We start from the raw sequence: 17,032 nt of genomic DNA on the forward strand, positions 1-17,032 counted from the left end.
CCCGCGGGCGGGGGTGGCAGGCTGACGGCCATGGACGAGAACGAGGCCGCGCCGCTCCCCCTGCTGGTCGTCGACGGCGCGAACGTGGTCGGATCGGTGCCGGACGGCTGGTGGCGGGACCGGCGGGGCGCCGCCGAGCGGCTGCGGGACGCGCTGGTCGCCGTCGCCGGGCGGGGTGTGCCGGAGCTGCCGGGCCCGCTGGAGGTGGTCCTGGTGGTGGAGGGCGCGGCCCGGGGTGTCGCCGGGGTGCCGGGGGTGCGGGTGGTGGAGGCGAGCGGGAGCGGGGACGACCGGATCGTGGAGCTGGTCCGGGGCGAGAAGGCCCGACACCCTGCCCGCACCTGCCTGGTCGCCACCGCCGACCGCGAACTGCGGGCCCGGGTCGGCGCGTTGGGCGCCACCGTCACCGGGCCGCGCAGCGTGCGGCTGTAGGACCTCAGTCGGCCTGGACGGCGTACATGCCCCAGTGGATGGACGGGTCCGAGGTGTGCGCGGTGAACAGCAGGTCCCGGCCCGGGCGGGCGGGGACCTCCACCGAGCCGATGCCGGTGGAGTCCGCCGGGCACTGGACCGTGAAGTCGGCCGGCGCCTCGCCGCCGATGTGCACGTCCACCGAGCCTCCGCCACGGCAGCCGAGCGTGAACGTGAACGGCAGCGACGGGTTCACCGAGGCCGACACCGCGCCGCCGTCGCCGATCCAGTCCGGTATCCAGAGCAGCCCCTCCGGCCCCGGGTGCGGCAGGATCTCGCCCGTCCCCGGCTGGCCCAGAGCCCTGACGGGAGCCGCGGCCCCACCCGTGGCCGGCTCCGCCACCGCCGTCCCGGCGACGGCGAGAACCGCCCCCACCGCCCCCGCCACCGCCACGAAGCTGTGCTTCTTCATACGCTTCACCGCTGATTCCCCCTTCGGTGCCCCTCGGTCGTACGCCTGGTGTTCGACGTACGGAGCAAACCTACGACGCCCCACCGACAGAGCACGCCTGCCCGGAGGACACCGGCCCGGGCGCCACCGTCACCGGCCGCGCGGTGTACGGAGCCGACCGCTCCCAGGGGTGGCCGGCGGGGTGGCCACTCTCCAGCAGCGGGATCAGCTCGAAGGAGGCGTCGCTGAGCCCGCCGAAGGTGTGGCGGTGCGGGCCCGGGGCGGTGTGGCCGGTGGCGTAGCCCGCGAGGTTCCACGTGTACACCGGAACGTCCTCGGGGACGGAGGCGAACGGGTCGGCCCGCGACTGGTGGGCCTGCTCGTCGGTCACCACGACCACCCGGTCGTGTTCCCGGTAGCGCCGGCGGACCACGGCGGCCGTGTCGGTGCCGCCCATGTTCCGGAAGAGCCGCAGGGTCCCCAGCACCGACGGCTCCGGTTCGACCGCCCGGTTGCCGGTGCCGAACTGGAACAGGTCGGCCTGTTCGGCCCGCAGGGCCAGCGCGGTGCCGAAGAGGGCGGCCGTGTCCGCCCGGTTGAGCCGCGTCCGGGCCGACGGCCGGTCGAACATCGAGCCCGAGCGGTCCACCAGCACCAGGGTGCGGCCGGGCAGCGCGGGAACCCTGGCCAGCGAGTGGCCGAGGGCGCTCTCCAGCGCCTCGGACCAGCGCGAGGACCCGGTCGCGCGGTGGGCGGCCAGGAACCGGAACGGGAACTGCCGGGAGCGCCGAACCTCCTCGTCGTCCGCGATCCGGTCGGCCACCCGCGCCGCCACCTCGTCGCCGACCCCGGCCTGGTCGAAGTTGCGCAGGTTGCGCACCAGTGCCATCAGGCCCATCGAGGGGATGACGGCCTCCCAGACGGCGGCGTCCAGCGGGCCATGCAGCCAGCCGGCCAGTGCCTCCCAGGTCATCCCGGCGTCGGCGAGGCGCCGCGCGCCGCCGGGCTCGGTGACCAGCGCGCGGCGGTCGGCCCGCGGGACGGCGAGCAGCGCGTGGTGGGCGCTCAGCAGGTGCTCGCCGGCGGGCGGCTGGGCGCGGTCCGGGTGGTGACGGCGGTCCAGGGCGTACCGGAACAGTGTGCCCTGCCAGGGCTTGTCCGGGTCGGGCGCGGGGTGGGTGAGCTCCAGGACGTCGCCGAAGCGGAAGCGGTGCGAGGGGGTGTCGTACTTCAGCAGGGCGCGGCCGGTGTAGAGCCGGCGCACCGCGTCGCCGATGCCCCGGCGCAGCGGCTGGGGCAGCCGGCGGCCGTACCGGCCCGTCCAGTACTCCAGCAACTCGCCCGGCTCGTCGGGGCGTTGGAGCACCGCGTCGACGGCCTGCCGGGAGTGTCCGGCGGCTCCTGCCGCGGCCCTGGCGTGGACGAACTCGGCGGCGCCGACCAGGGCGGCGGTACGGATGCGGAACTCGGTGCGCAGCCGGCGCAGCAGGTCGAGGGTCCACTCGGGGTCGCTCACGGCGTGCTCGCGGATCAGTCGCCGGTAGCGCTCGTCGCGTTCGGCGGCCGCCTCGTAGAAGCTCTCCTGTCCGTACAGGTGGGTGACGGCCAGCAGGAACAGCTCCTCCTTCGGTTCCCGGAGGTGGCCGGTGCCGCCCTGGTGGTTGGTGACCGCCGCTCCCGGGGCGGCCTTCGCGGTGCCCGCCCTGCGGACGACGGGGGGCGGTGCCGAGCGCAGGTGCTCGATCGCCGGAATCGGCCACAGGTCGCCGGTGGCGAGCGGGGAGGACACGCCTCGCCTGGTGAGTCCCGGCAGTTCTCGCTGGATCTCGGCCCTGGTGGCGGCCTTGGTCCGTTGGCGGTTGAACCGGGTCATGCAGAGGTCCCCCTGGTGGGTGGTCAGGCTGAGGCGGGCGCGCAGGCGCGGGGTGCGGGGTGCGGGGTGCGGGGTGCGGGGTGCGGGCCGAATCGGGCACGGGCCGAAACGGGCACGGGCTGAAGCGGGCACGGACCGAAACGGGCACGGACCGAAACGGGCACGGACCGAAACGGGCACGGGCCGAAACGGGCACGGGCTGAAGCGGGCACGGGCTGAAGCGGGCGCCTCCCGGGATCAGAAGTGGCACCGGGTGCACTTGGTTTCGTCAGGAAGTAACCGGGGCCGGGGCGCATCGGGAGGCGCCGTCCGGGACGCTACCCGCTCGGGCCGCGGCCGTCATCCGAATTGATCGGCGCTCCGACTTCGGACCGTACGGGAACCGATCGCGGTGCCCGTCCGACTGCTGGGACGTGAGTGCGAAGTCGCCGGGTGTCCGGCCGTTGAGTGTGCTGGCGGGGTTCGTCCTGCTGCTGGTGGTGGTGTTCGTGGTGGCCTACGGGGTGGGACGGCAGGTCGGGCCGGTGGCGCCCGGGTTGCGGCCGAGCAGCGGGGGCGGCGCCTCGCCCGGGATGGGCGGGCACGACATGGGCGGGATGCGATGAGCGCCGTCGCCGAGCCCGTGGTCGCCACCGATCTGGCGGTCGGCGGGATGACCTGCGCCGCCTGTGTGGGCCGGGTCGAGAAGCGGCTGGCCCGGATCGAGGGCGTGACGGCCGGGGTGAACCTGGCGACCGGGCGGGCCCGGGTGCTGCATCCGGCCGGGGTGCCGGTCGCGGAGCTGGTCGCGGCCGTCGAGCGGGCGGGCTACACCGCCGAGCCGCTGCCCGCGGGGGCGCCGGTCGGGGTCGCGGCCGAGGAGCCGGACGACCGGTGGCGGCTGCTGGTCACCGCCCTGCTGGCCGTCCCCGTGCTGGTGCTGTCGATGGTGCCGTCGGCGCAGTTCACCGCCTGGCAGTGGGTCTGCTTCGCGCTCGCCGTCCCGGTGGTGACCTGGGGGTCGGCCGGTTTCCACCGCCGGGCCTGGCAGGGGCTGCGGCACGCGGCGGCGACCATGGACACCCTGGTCAGCCTGGGCGTGGTGGCCTCCTTCGGCTGGTCGGCGTACGCGCTGTTCCTCGGCGGGGCCGGCGATCCGGACATGCGGATGCCGTTCTCGCTGACCGCCGACGGCGGCGGCACCGCGCACGTGTACCTGGAGGCGGCGGTCGGCGTGCCGCTGTTCGTACTGGCCGGGCGGCTGCTGGAGGGCCGGGTGCGCCGGCGCAGCGGATCCGCGCTGCGGGCGCTGGCCGAGCTGGGCGCCAAGCAGGTGTGCCTGCGGGGGGCGGACAGCGAGGAGCGACTGGTGCCGATCGAGCTGCTGCTGCCCGGGCAGGAGTTCGTGGTGCGGCCGGGCGAGCGGGTGGCCACCGACGGGGTGGTGGTCGAAGGGGGTTCGGCGCTCGACCTGAGCCTGCTGACCGGGGAGAGCGTGCCGGTCGAGGTCGGCCCCGGGGACGTGGTGGCGGGTGCGACGGTGAACGTCGGCGGTGCGCTGGTGGTCCGGGCCACGGCGGTCGGCGCGGACACCCAACTGGCCCGGATCACCGCCCTGGTGGCGGAGGCCCAGGCCGGCAAGGCGCGGGCGCAGCGGCTGGCGGACGCGGTGGCCGGGGTGTTCGTGCCCTGTGTGCTGGCGGTCGCGGCGAGCGTGCTGGGCTTCTGGCTGGGCGCGGGCGCGGCCCCGCAGGCGGCGGTGACGGCGGCGGTCGCGGTGCTGGTGGTGGCCTGCCCGTGCGCGCTGGGGCTGGCCACGCCGACGGCACTGCTGGCGGCGACGGGGCGGGGCGCGGAGCTGGGCGTGCTGGTGCGCGGCCCGGAGGTGCTGGAGAGCCTGCGCCGGGTGGACACGGTGGTGATGGACAAGACCGGGACGCTGACCACCGGCCGGATGGAACTGGCGGACGTCACCACCACCGGCGGCCTCACCCGGGACGAGGCCCTGCGCCTGGCCGGCGCGGTCGAGCACCGCTCCGAGCACCCGATCGGCCGGGCGGTCACGCAGGCGGCGCGGGAGCGCTGCGGGCCGCTGCCCGCGGTGGAGGGCTTCCGGGCCGCCACCGGGCTCGGGGTGTCCGGGGCGGTCGAGGGCCGGGCCGTACGGGTGGTGCGGCCGGACGACACCGTCCTGCCGCCGGACCTGGCCGAGGCGGTCGCGCGGGCCGGGAAGGCCGGCCGCACGGCCGTCGTGGTCGAGCTGGACGGACGGCCGGCGGCCGTGCTGACGGTCGGCGACACGCTGCGCCCGGGCAGCTGGCGGGCGCTCCACCGGCTGCGCGGGCTGGGCCTGGAGACCGTCCTGCTGACCGGGGACGGCCCCGGCGCCGCCCGGACGGTGGCCGCCGAGCTGGACATCGAGCGGGTGCACGCCTCGGCCTCCCCCGAGCGCAAGGCCGAGGTGGTGGCCGAACTGCGCGCCGCCGGACGGACGGTGGCGGTGGTCGGCGACGGCGTCAACGACGCGGTGGCCCTGGCCTCGGCGGACCTCGGGGTGGCGCTGGCCTCCGGCAGCGACGCCGCGGTCGGCGCGGCCGGGCTGACCCTGGTGCGCGGCGACATCGAGGCGGTGGTGGACGCCGTACGGCTGGCGCGGCAGACCCTGGCGACCATCCGGGCCAACCTGCTCTGGGCCTTCGGCTACAACCTGGTGCTGATCCCGCTGGCGGCCGTCGGACTGCTCAACCCGATGCTGGCGGCGGTCGCCATGTCGCTCAGCTCGCTGCTCGTGGTGGGCAACAGCCTGCGGCTGCGCACCTGGGAGCCGGGCCGGGGCAAGAGCCGAGGGGGACGCCGGTGAAGCTGTCCGAGAGGTTCGGGGTGGCGGGCCCGCCGGTCGGCGCGGCGGCACTGGCGCTGGTCCTGCTCACCGGGTGGACGGCGGTCGGCGGGGCCGGCCGCACCCGCCCGGTGGAGGCCGGGCCGGGCTGGGTGCTGCTGCCGACGGCGGGCGCGTCCGCCGCCACGGCGGCCTTCTTCACGGTCCGCAACCCGGGCGACGTGCCCGACGAACTGACCGGCGCCAGCTGGGAGTTCGGCGGCCGGATCACCCCGAAGCGGCATCTGCACCAGGGTGCGGCGGGCCGCTGGGAGCCGGCGTCGGCGCTGCCGGTGCCGGGCCGCGGCGAGCTGCGGATGACCCCGGAGGACGCGGACCTGATGATCGCCGACCCGCCGCCGCTGCGGGCCGGCCAGTGGGTGGAGTTCACCCTCACCTTCCGCCACAGCCCGCCGCTGCGGCTCGGCGCCCGGGTGCTGCCCGCGGCCGAGCGACCGCGCTGAGCGACCGCGACGAGCGACGGCGACGGCCCGGGCCGCTCCCACCGGCCCGGGCCACTCCTGTCGGCTCCGGCCACTCCCACCGACTCGGGGCAGCGATCAGGAAGGCCGCTCCCCGAGCGTCTCCTCGACCGTCCGGCGCGGGGTGGCCGCGCCGGACGGGCCGTAGCCGACCCGCAGCACCAGCTGGACGTGGCCCGGCCCAGTGTCCGGGTCGCGCAGCGCCCAGCGGGTGTCCGGCCACTCGATCGCCTGGTGCCAGATGGAGAGCCGGACGCCGTGCGCCGTGGCCAGCAGCCAGACCCGCTCCAGCGCCTGCCCGGTGCGCAGCCAGTCCAGCGGGCCGTCGCCGGGGGTGGTGAGGGTGCACAGCTGGGGCAGCGCCTCGAAGCGTTGGGACGGCTGCGCGGGGGCCTCCGGCGGGCGGCCGCCGAACTCGCGCATCGGCACCCGGGCGTCGTGGTCCTGCGGGCCGAGCGCGGCGTGCGGGATACCGTCCTCGGCGGTGCCGTCGTCGGACCGCAGCCAGGCCCGGGACTCGGCGGCACGGCCCGGGTCGGCGGCGTTGCGGCTCTCGGCCTCGGCGGTGAGCGCCTCCACCCGCCGTACGCCCTCCTCCTCCAGCGCGGCCAGCGTGACGCCCTCCTCGCGGGCGGCGTCGATCAGCTCACCGATCACCGCCTCGGGCACGTCGCGCTGGGCGAACGGCTCGCGGCTGGAGTGCCGGGCGGCGATGGCGGGGTAGAGGTCCCGGCCGAAGGGCGTGAGCGCGGCGGCCGGGCGGGAGAGGTCGAGCACGGCGAGCAGTTCGGGCTCGTCGGCGTCCGGCAGCAGCCGGGTCAGTGGTTCCCGGTCCAGCTGCCCGGCCGCCACCCGCAGGTTGAACAGGGCCGCGCCGACCGCGATGTGCGCGGCGGCACCGACCGGGTCGGCCAGCGGTACGGAGCGCGCGGTGTCGGCGTACACGGCGAGCCCGCGCCCGTCCGGGGTCGGCACGAAGCGCCAGGGCTGGCTGTTGTGCAGCGACGGCGCCGCGCCGCCGGCGGCGGCGAGCAGGCGCAGGTCGGCCGCGCTGAGCATCTGGGTGAGAGCCGGGTCGAGCGTCATGGCGATCCACTCCTTCAACCGCGGGGCGTCGGCTTCGCCTCCGGGCACGCGCACCCGCCAGGAGGTCCCGCTGCTTCCGAGCGTGCGCGCCCTGTGGTGCCCGAGGACAGGGCCCTTGGGCCCCTCCTTCGGCCCGTCATCGGGCCCGTCCGGTGGATCCGGGACGGGGGCGGATCCACCGGACGGGCCGCTCCGTCACCCGTGCGGGACGACCGCGACGGGGGCCTCGGCGTGGTGCAGTACGGCGTGCGCGATCCGGCCCAGCCGGGGGCCGATCTCGATCGGGCGGCGGCCACGGCCGACGACGACCAGCGCGGCTCCGGCGGAGGCCTCGACCAGGGCGCGGGCGGCGCCGAGCTGCACGTCCTCGACCACCTCGACCTCCGGGTGCTGCTCGCGCGGGCCGGCCAGGGCGAGCGAGAGCAGCTTGGCCTCCAGCGCCTCCAGCTGGGCGAGCTCGGCCGCCGGGACGGCGCCGCCCGCGTAGCCGAACACCGGCGGCAGGTCCCAGCCGTGCACCGCCCGGACCCGGGCGCCGCGCAGGGCCGCCTCGCGGAAGGCGAAGTCGAGCACCTCCGTCTCGGGGGTGTGGGCGTCGACGCCGACCACCACCTCGCCCTCGCCGGCCTCGCCCTCCTCGCGCACCACGACCAGCGGCACGCTGCTGCGCCCGGCCGCCGACATGCTGACCGACCCGAGCAGCAGGCCGGTGAAGCCGCCGCGGCCGCGCGAGCCGAGCACCAGCAGCTCCGCCTCCGCGGCGGCGGCCACCAGACCGTCCACCGGCGCGTCCAGGACGGCGTCGGTCTCCACGATCAGGTCCGGGTGCAGGCGGCGGACGTCCTCGGCGGCCTCGGCGAGGGTGCGGCGGACGGCCGCGGGCAGGTCGTCCTGCTCGGCGAAGGAGGACACCCCGTCGGTCAGCCACGGCCAGGCGTGCACCAGGCGCAGCGAGGCGCCGCGGCGCACCGCCTCGGCGGCGGCCCAGTGGGCGGCCGCGGTGCTCTGCGGCGAGCCGTCGACCCCGGCCAGCACGGTTGACGTCATGAGAGTTCCTCCACACTGTCGACACGCTGTCGACGCTCGGCGGTTCGGTGCGGGCCGCGGTGCGTTCTGACGCCCCGTCCGCTCCTCCCCCACCCTTGCAGCGACGCAGGACCGGCGGCAGAGGCCGCAGGACCCCCTGCGGCGGGACGAAAGGCCCCGCCCGACGGAGCCTACGGCCGACCCCGCCGTCCCCACCAATGACACGGCAGCCGGTGCCCGGCTCCCACCGCCCCGCTCCCCACGGCGTCCTGCCGCGTCGTCATCACCTCACCGCCGTCCCGTTCCGCCCCGCGTCGTCACCACCTCACCGCCGTCCCGTTCCGTCCCGTTCCGTCCCGCGCCCACCGGAAGGCCGGCACACGCCACTGACACCTCGGGCCCGTCGGCCGCCCGGATCCCTCCCCGGCCCGGTGTCGGGTCCCCCGTTCGGTCTATCGTGTAATGGACATTCCCGCTGGTCGGACGGCGCCCGAGCCGGGCCGGGCGGTGGGAGCGGCCGTCCGCAGGGCGGATGGGGCACGTCCGGACGGTGGACGGGCCGGTCAGGGCGGCACGACGAGGAGGACAGCGGTGGGCGGAGCGGACGGCAGCGCGACGGGTGGCGGCGCGCGGATGCCACGGCTGCGCCTGGACGAGCTGCTGGAGGAGCTCCAGGGGCGGATCGACGCGGCGCGCGGCACCCAGAACCGGGTGCACAGCCTGCTGGAGGCGGTGCTGGCGGTCGGGCGGGAGCTGGACCTGGCGCAGGCACTGCACCGGATCGTGGAGGCGGCGGCCGACCTCGTGGACGCCCGGTACGCGGCGCTCGGGGTGATCGGGCCGGACGGGCACACCCTGTCGCAGTTCCTGACGGTGGGCCTGACCGAGGAGGAGATCGCCGAGATCGGCCCACCGCCGTCGGGCCGCGGCATCCTGGGCGAGCTGATCCGCGAGCCGCAGCCGCTGCGCTGCCCGGTGCTGTCCGACCACCCGGCCTCGATCGGCTTCCCGGCGAACCACCCGCCGATGCACACCTTCCTGGGGGTGCCGGTGCGGGTGCACGGCGAGGTGTTCGGCAACCTCTACCTGACCGACAAGCGCGGCGGACTGGACTTCGACGAGGACGACGAGGCGGTGATCGCCACCCTGGCGGTCGCGGCCGGCGTGGCGATCGACAACGCCCGGCTGTACGAGGAGGCGCAGCTGCGCCAGCGCTGGCTGCGGGCGAGCACGGAGATCACCCGCAGCCTGCTGTCGGGGGCGCCGCGGCTGGAGGTGGTCGAGCTGATCGCCCGCCGGGCGCGGGAGATCTCGGGCGCCGAGCTGGCGGACGTCTCGGTGGCGCTGGCCGGCCCGGAGGAGCGGGCCGAGGAGCTGACGGTGGAGGTCGCGCTGGGCGGCACGCCGTCGGCGCGGCTGGGGGTGACGGTGCCGGTGGACGGCACGCTGTCCGGTGCCGCGTACGCCTCCGGCTCGCCGGCCACCAGTGACGAGCTGGCCTGCGACGCCCGGTTCAAGGCCGGCCCGGCGGGCCGCTTCGACGGGCTGGGCGCGGCGGTGGCGGTGCCGCTGGGCACCGGTGCCGGGTACGGGCGGGGCGTGCTGCTGCTGGCCAGGGCGCAGGGGCAGCCGGCCTTCGGGCCGGAGGAGACCGGCCCGCTGCTGGGTTTCGCCGACCAGGCCGCGCTGGCCCTGGAGCTGGCCGAACGGCGGCGTGACGCCGAGCAGTTGAACCTTCTGGAGGACCGGGACCGGATCGCCCGGGACCTGCACGACCTGGCGATCCAGCGGCTGTTCGCGACCGGGATGACGCTGCAGAGCGCGGGCCGGCTGATCGAGAGCCAGGCCGCGGCGGACCGGGTGGCCCGGGCGGTGGCCGACCTGGACGAGACCATCAAGATCATCCGCTCGACCATCTTCGGCCTGCGCGCCCACAGCGAGCCGGACCGCGGCCTGCGCGCCCGCGCCACCCGGGTGGTCACCGAGGCCCAGGGCACGCTCGGGTTCCCGCCCCGGCTGAGCATGGAGGGCCTGCTGGACACCGACGTGCCGCAGGAGCTGGCCGGGCACGTGGTCGCGGTCCTCGCCGAGGCGCTCAGCAACGCCGCCCGGCACGCCCGGGCGTCCCGGGTCGAGGTGACGCTGCGCGCCCTGGCCGGGCGGGTGGTGCTGACCGTGACGGACGACGGTGTCGGCGTGCCCGAGGGCGGGCGGCGCAGCGGGCTGCGCAACCTCGCCGAGCGCGCCGACCGGGCCGGCGGCTCCTTCACCGTCGACCCGGCCGAGGGCGGCGGCACCCGGCTGGTGTGGGAGGCCCCGATCGGGTCCTGAGGACCCCTCCCGACACGGAGGCCCACCGCCGGAGGCCCGCCACCGGGTGCCGGCCGCCCACCGACGGGCCCGGGCCGTCAGCCCCGCAGGGCGCGCAGGAAGCCGAGCAGGTGGGCGTTGAACTCCTCCGGCCGCTCCATGTTCGGGTAGTGCCCGGTGTCCTCGACGATCACCGCGCGCCCGTCGACGACGGTGCGGACGACCCGCTCCGCCAGGCCGATGTGGTCCACGGAGTCGATGCCGCCGTTGATCGCCAGCAGCGGGACGGTGATCCCGGTCAGCCGCTTCCAGGTGTCCGTCACCGGCACCAGGTACTGGGGCTCGTCGGGGGTGTGCTTGGCGACGGTGTTCCGGGTCATCTCCTTGAGCCGGCGCACCACTTCGGGATCGACCTCGTCCAGGCGGCGGTGCGGCCCGGAGGCGAGGCGGGTGAACGAGTCGAGCCAGCGCTCGCCGTCGCCCTCGGCCAGCGCAGCGTTCTGCTCGTCGCGGAGTTCGCCGAGCCACGGGTCCTTGAACTCGGACTCGCCGGTGCCGTTGCCGCTGATCACCAGCGCGCGGACCAGCTCGGGGTGTTCGAGGGCCAGGTCGAGGGCGATCGTCCCGCCCATGGAGAGCCCGACCACGACCACGGGACCGAGGCCGAGGTGGCGCAGCAGGTCGGCCAGGTCGTCGGCGGGGCGGAACGGCCGGCTCGCGTTGGCGGAGGCGCCGTGGCCGCGGGTGTCCGGTGCGATCACCCGGTACTCGGGCAGCAGGGCGGGGAGCTGGTCCGCCCAGCTCCGGTGGTCCAGCAGGCCGCCGTGCAGCAGCACCAGCGGTTCGCCCGTACCGGCGTCGAGGTGGGCGAGGCGGCCGTGGCCGCTGTCGAAGGAGCGCAGGTCGTCAGGGGAACCGGTAGCGGTGGATTCAGTCATGACGACAATTTTAGGTCAGACGACCTATATTTGTCCGCATGAGCATCGAACCCGTCTCCGACGGCCCCGCGCACCCCACCTTCCCCTCCGACCGCCTCGGCCACAACCCCGACGGACCCGTCCTGCTGGTCGGGGGCTACGGCACCGTCGGCGCCGAACTCGCCCGACTCGCCGCCCCCGCCTGGCCGTTGCTGCTCACCGGCCGCTCCGAGCAACGCGGCGCCGCCCTCGCCGCCGAACTCGACGACGCCACCGCCCGCCGCTGGGACCTCAGCGACCCCGCACCGTTCACCGCAGACGTCCGGGCGGTGGTCGGGGTGGTCAACGACCCGGACGACCGGGTGCTGCGAGCCGCCGTCCGCGCGGGCGTCCCGTACGTGGACGTCACCCGCTGGACCGCCCGGCTCCAGCGCGCGGCCACCCTCGCCGCCCTGCTGCGCCCGACCGCCCCGGTGCTGCTCTCCTCCGCCTGGATGGGCGGGGTGACCAGCCTGGTCGCCGCCGCCCTGGCGGACCGCCTCGGCGGGGCCGAGCGGATCGAGACCGCCATCCGCTGGGACCTCGCGGACCGGGCCGGCGCCGACTCGGTGGAGTTCATGGACCGCCTCGGGCTCGACTACGAGGTGGTGCAGGACGGCCGGCGCCGCTCCGTCGCCCCGCTCAGCCGCCCGCGGACCGTTCGGATCGGCGACGCCCCGACCCTGGTCGCCGGGATCGACACCCCCGAGCAGTTCACCCTCCCGCTCACCCTGGGCACCACCACCGCCGCCACCCGGATCGGCTTCAGCTCCCGCTCCTCCACCACCGCCCTGCTGGCGGCCCGGCGCGTCGGTCTGTTCCGCTGGGGCCGCGGCGACCGCTGGGAGCCGGCCCGCCGCGCCCTGCTGTACTCCCCCGGCGAGGGCGGCACCGCCCTGCTGCGCACCGACGTCGGCCACGGCGGACGCGCCCTCACCGCCACCGTGGAGGACCGGGCCGGCCAGGCCCGGCTCACCGCCGTCGGCGCCCTCCTCGCGCTGCGCCGGGCGCTCGGTACGGACGGCGCCCCGCCGCCCGAGGGGGTGGCCTTCCCGGAGCAGACCCCGCGCCCCGGACAGGTGCTCGCGGACCTGGCGGCACTGAACGTCACCGTCACGGTCACCTCCGCCGACGAGCGGCGCGACACGGAGGCGGCGGCATGAGCAGCGTCCGCGGCCTGAGCGGCAAGGGCGCCCAGCGCCGGGAGCAACTACTCGACACAGCAGAGGAGTTGCTGGTCACCGCGGGCGGCACCGAACTGTCCATGCGGGCGGTGGCCACCGCCGCGGGCGTCCGCCTCGGCCACCTCCAGCACTACTTCCCGACCCACGCCGAGCTGGTGGCCGCCGTCCTGGAACGCGTCCTGGGCCGCTCGGTGGAACGGCTCGACCCACTGCTCGATCCGGCCCGCGAGGAGGACGCCCTGATCCGCGAACTCCTCGCCGAGCAGCAGGACGTCCGGCTGGTCCGGCTGTTCGCCGAACTGTGGGCACTGGCCGCCCACGACCCCTCGGTGGCCGCCGCCGTCCAGGCCTTCTACGACCGCTACCGGGATCTGGTCGCCTGTTTCCTCGCCGAACGGCACCCGGCCCTGGCGGAGGAGGAACGGCACGCCCGAGCCCGGGTGTTCATCATGCTCGTCGAGGGCGCCTCGCTCTTCCGCTCCGGCCTGGCCGGCCGCCCGGACGCGGCGGCGGACGCCGAACTCCTGCGCACCGCCAAGACGTTGCTGGGGCCGTGACCCGCGATGGGGCCCGGGCCGGGCTCAGGCCAGACAGCGGCCGATGACCAGTTCCGGGCGGATCCGGATCCGTACGGTGTCGCCCGGATCGGTGCTCCTGGTGGCCGGGCGGACCTGGGCGCGGCCGAGGACGGTGACGAACCAGCCGGAGCCGTCCCGGCCGTCCACCTCGTCGGCCTCGAAGGCGATCACCGCGCCGTCGACGGCCCGGGCCAGTTCGGAGCCGGCCGGCGCCGAGAGCAGCACGCCGCCGGGGCCCAGCCGGAACGGCACCGGCAGGACGGCCGGGAGGGCGTCGACGGTGTAGACCACCCGGCCGACGTCGGCCCTGGCCAGCAGCTCCAGCGAGCGCCTGCGGTCGAGTTCGCGGAGTTCGGGAAGGTCGTACGGGACGGGCCGGGGGGACGGGACGTGGTCGCGGTTCATGCGAGCGATGCTCGCCCGGGCCCGGGCCCGGTCGCGAGGGCCGATGGTCCCGGTGAGGGCCCCGCCCCGAGGACCGCCGACCCCGGGACCGAAGGCCCGTTCGGCCCCGAACGGGCCCGGACAACGCCGAACGGGCCCGGACAACGCCGAACGGGCCCGGACAACGCCGAACGGGCCCGGACAGCCGCGAACGGCCGGGTCAGTACCGGCCGGAGCGCAGCCCGGAGGACTGCGGGGCGGCGGCCTGGCGCAGTTCGGTGGCGATCAGGGCGGCCTGCACCCGCCGCTCGACGCCGAGCTTGGCGAGCAGCCGCGAGACGTGGTTCTTGACGGTCTTCTCGGCGAGGTAGAGCCGCTCGCCGATCTGCCGGTTGGTCAGGCCCTCGCCGATGAGTTCGAGGACCTCCTGCTCGCGCACGGTCAGGCCGGGTCCCGTGGTCACCGGCTGGGCGGGCTCGGCGTCGCTGCGCAGCCGGTTGAGGAGGCGGGTCGCGGCGCCGGGGTCCAGCATCGAGCGCCCGGAGGCGACGGTGCGGACGGCGGCGACCAGGTCGGTCCCGCTGATCTGCTTGAGCACGTATCCGGCGGCGCCCGCCATCACGGCGTCCAGCAGCGCCTCCTCGTCGTCGAAGGAGGTCAGCATCAGGCAGGCGAGGCCGGGCATCCGCGAGCGCAGCTCACGGCAGACCGAGACGCCGTCGCCGTCGCCCAGCCGGACGTCCAGCACGGCCACGTCGGGCCGCAGCGCGGGCACCCGGACGAGCGCCTGCTCGGCCGTCGCCGCCTCCCCGACCACCTCCAGGTCCGGCTCGCCGTCCAGCAGGTCGTGCACCCCGCGGCGCACCACCTCGTGGTCGTCCAGCAGGAACACCCGGACCGGTGCCGAGGCCTCGGCACCCTCCGTCTTGGTCGCCATCACGCGGCTCCACCTTCGTCACCCCCGCACACTCCCAGCGGGGCCCAGGGCATCATCCCGCACGGCCCGCCGGCCGGCCCAGGGCCCAAGGGCCCCATTGCGACCGGGACACAGGACCCGGCCGGCGGGCGCGTCTCAGCGCCCCTGCCGCCGGACGTTGCCCAGCCCCATCAGCAGGAAGGCGAGCGCGACGCCCGCGCCGCTGACCGCCGCGAGCGCCACCCTGGGCACGACCTCGCCGCCGCCGGACAGCAGGATGGCCACCGCCCCGAGCAGGGCGACGGCCGTACCGACCACCAGCCACCCGGCGAGGGCCAGCGCCGGCGGGCGGTTGGAGCGCGGGGCGGGCCCGGCGTCCAGGGCGGCCCAGCGGGCCGCCGTCTCGCGCACCTCCCGGCGGCGGTCCCACAGGGCCCGCAGCCGCAGCGCCGCGCCGCCGACCAGTCCGGCGAGCGCGACCTGCGCGGCGGGCCGCCAGTCCGTGATGACGAGCAGCAGCCCGCCCGCGAGCGCGAGCCCGGCCCACCACAGCACGCACGCCGCGGCGGCGGTGCGGGTGGAGCGGGGCCGGTCGGCGCCGGCCTGGAGGTCGGCGATGGCGGGCAGGTACCAGACACAGCCGCTCGCGGTGAGGGCGGCGGTGCCGATGGCGAGAACGGTGTGGTTCACGACCCGGCCTTCCTGGTCACGAAGGGGTGAGGAGAGGGGAGAGATCAGGAGCGGAGGGGCCGTCCCCGCCCGCCCGGGGGCAGCGACGCGGGCGGGGACGGCGTTCGGGGGGCGGGATCAGCCGCCCTCGGTGGGCCCGGCGTCCGGGTCCTTGGTGGCGACGGCGGCGGCCGCCCGGTCCGCCCGGCTCAGCGGCCGGTCGTACTTCGCCGGCTCCACGTCACCCAGGTGCGTGGCGGGCTTGCCGCTGTTCTCCAGGATGTCCCGGGCCGCGATGTCCGGGTGGTGGAGGTCGAAGGCCGGGGATTCGGAGCGGATCCGCGGCAGCTTGACGAAGTTGTGCCGCGGCGGCGGGCAGGAGGTGGCCCACTCCAGCGAGCGGCCCCAGCCCCACGGGTCGTCCTCGGTGACCTTCTCGCCGTACTTGGCGGTCTTCCAGACGTTGTAGAGGAACGGCAGGATCGACAGGCCGAGCAGGAACGAGCCGATGGTCGAGACGGTGTTCAGGGTGGTGAAGCCGTCCGAGGCCAGGTAGTCGGCGTAGCGGCGCGGCATGCCCTCCACGCCCAGCCAGTGCTGGACCAGGAAGGTGGCGTTGAAGCCGATGGTCAGCGTCCAGAAGGTGATCCGGCCGAGCCGCTCGTCGAGCTTCTTGCCGGTCATCTTCGGCCACCAGAAGTGGAAGCCCGCGAACATCGCGTAGACCACGGTGCCGAACAGCGTGTAGTGGAAGTGCGCGACCACGAAGTACGAGTCGGAGACGTGGAAGTCGATCGGCGGGGCCGCGAGCAGCACGCCGGTCAGGCCGCCGAACAGGAAGGTGACCAGGAAGCCGACCGTCCAGAGCATCGGGGTCTCGAAGCTCAGTGAGCCCTTCCACATGGTGCCGACCCAGTTGAAGAACTTCACCCCGGTCGGGACGGCGATCAGGAAGGTCATGAAGGAGAAGAACGGCAGCAGGACCTGTCCTGTGACGTACATGTGGTGCGCCCACACCGTCACCGACAGGCCCGCGATGGCCACCGTCGCGGCGATCAGGCCGGCGTAGCCGAACATCGGCTTGCGGCTGAACACCGGTATGACCTCGGAGACGATCCCGAAGAACGGCAGCGCCAGGATGTACACCTCGGGATGCCCGAAGAACCAGAACAGGTGCTGCCAGAGCATCGCCCCGCCGTTGGCCGGGTCGAAGACGTGGGAGCCGAACTTGCGGTCGCACTCCAGCGCCAGCAGCGCGGCGGCCAGCACCGGGAAGACCAGCAGCACCAGCACCGAGGTGAGCAGCACGTTCCAGCAGAAGATGGACATCCGGAACATGGTCATTCCGGGCGCGCGCATGCAGATGATGGTGGTGATGAAGTTGACGGCGCCGAAGATGCTGCCGAAGCCGGACAGCGTCACGCCCATGATCCACATGTCGGCGCCGACGCCGGGCGAGTGGATCGCGTCGGACAGCGGCGCGTAGAGGAACCAGCCGAAGTCGGCGGCGCCCTGCGGGGTCGCGAAGCCGGCCGCGGCGATCAGCGAGCCGAACATGAACAGCCAGTACGACAGCATGTTCAGCCGCGGGAAGGCGACGTCCGGGGCGCCGATCTGGAGCGGCATGATCCAGTTGGCGAAGCCGGTGAACAGCGGCATGGCGAACAGCAGCAGCATCACCGAGCCGTGCATCGTGAACGCCTGGTTGAACTGCTCGTTCGACAGGATCTGGGTCCCGGGACGAGCCAGCTCGGCGCGCATGACCAGGGCGAGGATGCCGCCGATCAGGAAGAACGCGAACGATGACACCAGGTACATGGTGCCGATCGTCTTGTGGTCGGTGGTGGTC

Annotated in this window: 16 protein-coding genes; 7 read left to right on the top strand and 9 right to left on the bottom strand. The window is 75.5% G+C overall.

Features of this window, described 5'->3' with window-relative positions; translation table 11 throughout:
- The first annotated feature begins 30 nt into the window (after positions 1–30).
- Complete coding sequence (locus tag ACGF0D_RS00290) at positions 31–432, top strand: NTP pyrophosphohydrolase (protein WP_392913231.1); 402 nt, start codon at positions 31–33, stop codon at positions 430–432.
- 4 nt (positions 433–436) lie between these two features.
- On the opposite strand, the gene ACGF0D_RS00295 is transcribed toward ACGF0D_RS00290, so the two are convergent.
- Positions 437–883 carry a hypothetical protein gene (locus ACGF0D_RS00295; RefSeq protein ID WP_392871334.1) on the bottom strand — a complete coding sequence of 149 codons (447 nt, stop codon included), beginning with the start codon at positions 881–883 and terminating at the stop codon, positions 437–439.
- 70 nt (positions 884–953) lie between these two features.
- Positions 954–2,735 carry a TROVE domain-containing protein gene (locus tag ACGF0D_RS00300; protein WP_392913233.1) on the bottom strand — a complete coding sequence of 594 codons (1,782 nt, stop codon included), beginning with the start codon at positions 2,733–2,735 and terminating at the stop codon, positions 954–956.
- A 413-nt stretch (positions 2,736–3,148) separates the two neighbouring features.
- Here ACGF0D_RS00300 and ACGF0D_RS00305 point away from each other — a divergent pair, with 413 nt between their 5' ends.
- Genes ACGF0D_RS00305 through ACGF0D_RS00315 form a run of 3 tightly spaced genes read left to right on the top strand, consistent with a single transcriptional unit; the run spans position 3,149 to position 6,056 of the window.
- Positions 3,149–3,340 (top strand): hypothetical protein, encoded by a 192-nt coding sequence (locus tag ACGF0D_RS00305; RefSeq protein WP_392913235.1) that lies wholly within the window; start codon positions 3,149–3,151, stop codon positions 3,338–3,340.
- Positions 3,337–5,574 (top strand): heavy metal translocating P-type ATPase, encoded by a 2,238-nt coding sequence (locus ACGF0D_RS00310; protein ID WP_392913237.1) that lies wholly within the window; start codon positions 3,337–3,339, stop codon positions 5,572–5,574. The genes ACGF0D_RS00305 and ACGF0D_RS00310 overlap by 4 nt, the downstream gene beginning before the upstream one ends.
- Positions 5,571–6,056, top strand: coding sequence for a copper chaperone PCu(A)C (locus tag ACGF0D_RS00315; protein ID WP_392871326.1), 486 nt, complete (start codon positions 5,571–5,573; stop codon positions 6,054–6,056). Before ACGF0D_RS00310 ends, ACGF0D_RS00315 begins: the two co-directional genes overlap by 4 nt.
- Before the next feature lie 96 nt (positions 6,057–6,152).
- On the opposite strand, the gene ACGF0D_RS00320 is transcribed toward ACGF0D_RS00315, so the two are convergent.
- Positions 6,153–7,160 (bottom strand): Acg family FMN-binding oxidoreductase, encoded by a 1,008-nt coding sequence (locus tag ACGF0D_RS00320; RefSeq protein WP_392913239.1) that lies wholly within the window; start codon positions 7,158–7,160, stop codon positions 6,153–6,155.
- Positions 7,161–7,355: 195 nt separating this feature from the next.
- The gene (locus ACGF0D_RS00325) at positions 7,356–8,207 is read right to left on the bottom strand and encodes a universal stress protein (RefSeq protein ID WP_392871320.1); all 852 of its coding nucleotides are present in this window, start codon (positions 8,205–8,207) and stop codon (positions 7,356–7,358) included.
- 612 nt (positions 8,208–8,819) lie between these two features.
- On the opposite strand from ACGF0D_RS00325, the gene ACGF0D_RS00330 reads away from it, so the two are divergent.
- The gene (locus ACGF0D_RS00330; RefSeq protein WP_392871672.1) at positions 8,820–10,517 is read left to right on the top strand and encodes a GAF domain-containing protein; all 1,698 of its coding nucleotides are present in this window, start codon (positions 8,820–8,822) and stop codon (positions 10,515–10,517) included.
- A gap of 77 nt (positions 10,518–10,594) precedes the next feature.
- On the opposite strand, the gene ACGF0D_RS00335 is transcribed toward ACGF0D_RS00330, so the two are convergent.
- Complete coding sequence (locus ACGF0D_RS00335; protein WP_392913241.1) at positions 10,595–11,434, bottom strand: alpha/beta fold hydrolase; 840 nt, start codon at positions 11,432–11,434, stop codon at positions 10,595–10,597.
- 38 nt (positions 11,435–11,472) lie between these two features.
- On the opposite strand from ACGF0D_RS00335, the gene ACGF0D_RS00340 reads away from it, so the two are divergent.
- Together ACGF0D_RS00340 and ACGF0D_RS00345 are read left to right on the top strand one after the other, a co-directional pair.
- A complete protein-coding gene (locus ACGF0D_RS00340; RefSeq protein WP_392913243.1) occupies positions 11,473–12,615 on the top strand; it encodes a saccharopine dehydrogenase in 1,143 nt (380 codons plus the stop codon).
- Complete coding sequence (locus tag ACGF0D_RS00345) at positions 12,612–13,193, top strand: TetR/AcrR family transcriptional regulator (protein WP_392913245.1); 582 nt, start codon at positions 12,612–12,614, stop codon at positions 13,191–13,193. The genes ACGF0D_RS00340 and ACGF0D_RS00345 overlap by 4 nt, the downstream gene beginning before the upstream one ends.
- Before the next feature lie 24 nt (positions 13,194–13,217).
- On the opposite strand, the gene ACGF0D_RS00350 is transcribed toward ACGF0D_RS00345, so the two are convergent.
- The 4 genes from ACGF0D_RS00350 to ctaD form a co-directional block, all read right to left on the bottom strand.
- Positions 13,218–13,619 (bottom strand): pyridoxamine 5'-phosphate oxidase family protein, encoded by a 402-nt coding sequence (locus ACGF0D_RS00350; protein ID WP_392871308.1) that lies wholly within the window; start codon positions 13,617–13,619, stop codon positions 13,218–13,220.
- Between the two features lie 199 nt (positions 13,620–13,818).
- The gene (locus tag ACGF0D_RS00355) at positions 13,819–14,535 is read right to left on the bottom strand and encodes a response regulator (protein WP_392913247.1); all 717 of its coding nucleotides are present in this window, start codon (positions 14,533–14,535) and stop codon (positions 13,819–13,821) included.
- Between the two features lie 135 nt (positions 14,536–14,670).
- Entirely contained in the window at positions 14,671–15,204 is a 534-nt protein-coding gene (locus tag ACGF0D_RS00360) for a hypothetical protein (protein WP_392871302.1), read from the bottom strand.
- Between the two features lie 117 nt (positions 15,205–15,321).
- Positions 15,322–17,001: a cytochrome c oxidase subunit I gene (gene ctaD / locus ACGF0D_RS00365; protein WP_392871669.1), complete on the bottom strand. Its 1,680-nt coding sequence runs from the start codon at positions 16,999–17,001 to the stop codon at positions 15,322–15,324.
- Between the last annotated feature and the right edge of the window lie 31 nt (positions 17,002–17,032).

The sequence above is a fragment of the Kitasatospora sp. NPDC048298 genome, assembly GCF_043201465.1.
GTDB lineage: Bacteria > Actinomycetota > Actinomycetes > Streptomycetales > Streptomycetaceae > Kitasatospora.